The 4,275-nt window shown below is 34.3% G+C and carries 5 protein-coding genes; all 5 read left to right on the top strand.

Features of this window, described 5'->3' with window-relative positions; all coding sequences use genetic code 11:
* The first annotated feature begins 57 nt into the window (after nucleotides 1–57).
* The 5 genes from IAE45_RS18325 to IAE45_RS18305 all read left to right on the top strand — a co-directional run bounded on the left by IAE45_RS18325 (nucleotide 58) and on the right by IAE45_RS18305 (nucleotide 4,061).
* A complete protein-coding gene (locus IAE45_RS18325; protein ID WP_200127811.1) occupies nucleotides 58–594 on the top strand; it encodes a family 1 glycosylhydrolase in 537 nt (178 codons plus the stop codon).
* A 575-nt stretch (nucleotides 595–1,169) separates the two neighbouring features.
* Nucleotides 1,170–1,775 carry a protein adenylyltransferase Fic gene (gene fic / locus IAE45_RS18320; RefSeq protein WP_200127809.1) on the top strand — a complete coding sequence of 202 codons (606 nt, stop codon included), beginning with the start codon at nucleotides 1,170–1,172 and terminating at the stop codon, nucleotides 1,773–1,775.
* A gap of 15 nt (nucleotides 1,776–1,790) precedes the next feature.
* Nucleotides 1,791–2,396 (top strand): recombinase family protein, encoded by a 606-nt coding sequence (locus IAE45_RS18315; protein ID WP_010723019.1) that lies wholly within the window; start codon nucleotides 1,791–1,793, stop codon nucleotides 2,394–2,396.
* 176 nt (nucleotides 2,397–2,572) lie between these two features.
* Entirely contained in the window at nucleotides 2,573–3,427 is an 855-nt protein-coding gene (locus IAE45_RS18310; RefSeq protein ID WP_200127802.1) for a hypothetical protein, read from the top strand.
* Between the two features lie 37 nt (nucleotides 3,428–3,464).
* The gene (locus IAE45_RS18305) at nucleotides 3,465–4,061 is read left to right on the top strand and encodes a DUF3885 domain-containing protein (protein ID WP_010723017.1); all 597 of its coding nucleotides are present in this window, start codon (nucleotides 3,465–3,467) and stop codon (nucleotides 4,059–4,061) included.
* Nucleotides 4,062–4,275 lie beyond the last annotated feature (214 nt).

Raw genomic sequence — 4,275 nt, 5'->3', positions numbered from 1 at the left:
TAGCCCACGGCTACAATAATCACATCCTGCTGAAATTGCTTTCCTTTAAAATGACTCATCGTCATTCCTCCTGCTATCTTTTTCTATTATTCTACCTTATCTGATAGTAGATTTAAAACTTTGCAACAGAACCGTTTAGAAAAATCAGATGGGAATTTAACGACAGGGATCAAAAATCCTTATTTAAAGGAATCTGAGTGGGGGTGGCAAATTGATCCGACAGGATTAAGGGTTGCGCTAGCTCAGATATATGATAGATTCCAAATGCCGATCATGATTGTTGAGAATGGCTTAGGAGCAGAAGATAAAGTTGATGAATACAATGAAATAAATGATGATTATCGAATTAGTTATCTAAAAGAACATATCCATGCACTCAATCAATCTATCAATGAAGACGGTGTTGATGTTATTGGATATACCCCATGGGGAATTATAGATGTTGTATGTGTATCAACGGGAGAAATAGCTAAACGATATGGAATCGTGTATGTCGATATAGATGATTTAGGAAACGGATCAGGAAAACGAATAAAGAAAAAATCATTTGAATGGTACCAAAAAGTAATTAAATCAAATGGAGAAGAATTATAAGTGATTTATGTAGATTTATATTGAAAATAATAATATATATATGAGATATATCTATTTAAACTTAAACCTAATATAAAGCATGAAATTTGTTTGAGAAGAATACAGTAATTTAAAAGATCATAATATTTATTTTGTTAAGGGAAGAGACACAATTAAGTTTGTGTCTCTTTTAATATATTTCATTTGAACATTTATAATATGGTAACAGAGTATACTCTAGTGCAATTTCTTTTGGTTATCTCATATAAACCATTTCTTGCAGCCAGATATATTTTGAAAAATCAAGGTTTGAATAATAGATTTGCACACAAAACTAATAAGGATAGTGTTCAAAAATTGTCTTGATTCTGTACATTCCTTTTTTTGGAAGTAGATTTAAATGGAACTTATTCTGTATTGTGCGCATAAATCTGTAGCAAAATCTATGTTCAGCTAAAAATAGGAGTCGATGAATTTTTGAACAATTCTTCGATGTGGTCAGAAACTTAATAGTTTTTGACACATGATTAAATTCGCGATATAATAGGCTTGGGAGTGTTTCAGAAACTTATGTCATAAAGTTAAGGGGATTTTGCATGATTTTAGAGAATAAATTGGGTTTAACCAATCAAGTTGAGTTGGCAAAAGCAGAAGAAAAACTCAGCAAGCAAAAAGCGAAGGAATTATACGATTCAGGGAAAATAAACGAAATCGAAGTCGGCACGTTTAAAGGCTTATCTGAAATTCATGATTTTCTCTTTTCAGAAATTTACGATTTTGAAGGAAAAATTAGAACGGTCAATATCGCAAAAGGAAATTTTCGATTCGCACCGGTCATGTACCTGGAACATTCGCTAAAGCATATTGATCAGATGCCGCAAACTTCTTTTGAAGAGATTATAAAAAAATACGTGGAAATGAATATTGCCCACCCGTTTCGTGAAGGAAATGGCCGAAGTACTAGAATTTGGCTGGATCTCATTTTGAAGGATGAATTGCAAAAAGTTGTCGATTGGAACTTGATCAACAAAGAAGACTATCTTTCTGCAATGGAGCGGAGTCCGGTAAATGACTTAGAAATACGTTATCTAATTTCTAACGCTTTAACTGATGAAATTAACGATCGCGAGTTGTATATGAAAGGGATCGATGTCAGCTATTTCTATGAAGGTTACTCGGAGTATACGATCGATGATTTGTAAGAGCAGGTGGATTAAATGACAAAATATGGCTATGCACGTGTTTCAACTGCTTCTCAAAGTACAAAGGAACAGATTCAGCAGCTACTTGAGAACGGTGTTGAGAAGAAAAATATTTTTTCTGAAAAATTTACAGGTACAAAACGAGATCGGCCAAAGTTTAATCAGTTGTTGGATAGTCTGAAACCTGGAGATGAGATTGTCGTTACTAAACTTGATCGATTCGCTCGTAATACACGGGAGGCATTAGAAATCATTGAGCCTTTACTCGATGATAACGTTACAATTAAGGTTTTGAATTTAGGATCGATTGAAAATACTTCGATGGGGAGAATGATCGTTCGTACCTTGTTGAGTGTTGCTGAAATGGAACGTGACATGATCGTAGAACGTACTCAAGAAGGAAAGATGTTTGCAAAAAAGAACAACCCGAACTTTAAGGAAGGTCGTCCGAAAGCTACGATCACTCCCAAAAAACGCCACGCATATGAACTTCTTATTTCTGGTAAATCATATAAAGAGGTTGAATCCATTACCGGCTTCAGTCGTAGTACTCTTTTTAGGATAAAGAAAAAGATTGAAGAAGGCGAGGTTGCGATGGAGGGAACAGCGGATGAACGATAAACAACTCATAGAATAAAGGTGATTGATCAAGAAAGTAACGTCAGAGAATACACAACAATTAGCGTAGGATTTGGCATTTCTTTATCCTCCTTTCATTTTTGTAAGTTGTAACTATATTTAAACATGAGTGTAGTTACACTATACAATTATTGGATTATAGTGGGAGGAGATTAAATTTGAAAAAAGCAGTTAGAGTATTTTTAGCAGTATTATTGCCTTGGTCGATTATTGTTGGAACAGGTGAATCAGTTGTAGCCGCAGCAGATCAAAAAATAGTTAGTCAAGAAAGTTCAAATCAAGTAGAAGAAACGTTACCTGATCCCATTGACGAAAACCTAAATGAAGAAGCATTAACTGCTTTTGTCTCGGAACAAATTGATGATGGAACTGAAATAGAGTTTACAGAAGAAGGCGTTTATATCAATGGGAATTTCTATACTCCTGAGGAATTTGACCATTTATTAGAAAGTATAGAGGAACCTACTGATTTAAGCATAGGTATTTTAGCTGATTCTACTTCAAATAGTGGGCAAAGCAGAGCATTTTTTATTCCAGCTGTAGGATGGGCTTCAGTTTGGGTATATGGGGTTCCAGGAGTTGGTCAAATTGCTGTCGTAGCAACAGCTGCTGTAGGTGTGACTGTTGGAACATACATTTTAGGAAAAGCCATTATAAAAAGTGGACATTGGGCTTATAATAAAATTCGAAGTCATGTAAATTCGAAACCTAGGCCAAAAACGAAAAAAAAAGTACAATACAATTATAGTAAATCAGTAACTAAGCAAGAATATACTAGCTACACATATGGCATTCCTAAGAGCCTTTTAGACGGAACCGGTCGTGTGAAATTAAAAAATATGAATCAAAAAGTTCATCGTAAGGGGGCACCTCCTGCTTGGAGAGATCCAAAAACTGGCTATACTAAAGAAAAAGATATGTCAGGCCATGCGGGGAAAGAATGGAAAATCAGAGATAAATCAGGGAAAAGAAAAGCTTCAACAGATGGAAATGGAAAGATTATATCAAAATAGCCTTCATATCTTTAAAGAGGTTGAGAGGAGAACTTTTATGAATCCCAATATAAGGAGCATATTTTTGTCTTCATATAATACTTACAAGCTGAAAGGCAATCTAAGATTTGAACTGGCACCTGAATCAGAAGAGAACTTTCAGAAGAGAATTGAAGCAGCAAAGGATCGGGCTAAAACATTGTTTACTGAGGTATTTTCTGACGAGAAAGAACTACAGATAATTATTACAGCTTCTAAATTCTCAGGAGCTGGTTTGATACGTAAGTACCTCTACAAAGCCAACTATCAAATCGTTGATAGTTTTACTACTTCTGCTTTTGATTCATATTATGAAAATCAAGCGACTATTTTAGTCATTAATACACAGAGAAATAATGTAAGAATAGCAAAAATTATTGATGGCTTGTGCTACAGAGATTTCAACGAAGTTGGAAAATTGAGAGTAAGTGACAATCTATTTCTGTATAATTCAAAGACAAAAACTATTGTTAATATCTATGACGATAGGGGATGTGACATTTGGTCTAATAATGTTCAAAGTCAAAAAAAACTGTATGATAGATTTAATGATTGGATTTTAGAGTATGACAAAAATGAAATAGATTTATTTTACAGTAATATTGACGATATCTAAGATAGTCAAACGATAGAAAAATTATAGTACTACAGCACAAAGGCACTCCTCAACCACAATTGAAGGGAGCGCCTTTTTTATGCTAGTTGTGACTGCTAGCATGTGAGTTGGATAGCAACTTACTTAGTTGTCGTCTTTGCCTTTCTCACTCAACCATTGTAATGTGGAATGGCAACAGTTTTTTTGACAAATTTTATAAGGTGCAGAACTTCTT

It is taken from the genome of Enterococcus sp. S53, from assembly GCF_016516865.1.
Classification (GTDB): Bacteria; Bacillota; Bacilli; order Lactobacillales; family Enterococcaceae; genus Enterococcus_D; species Enterococcus_D innesii.
This window is presented reverse-complemented; position numbering and strand designations above follow the sequence as displayed.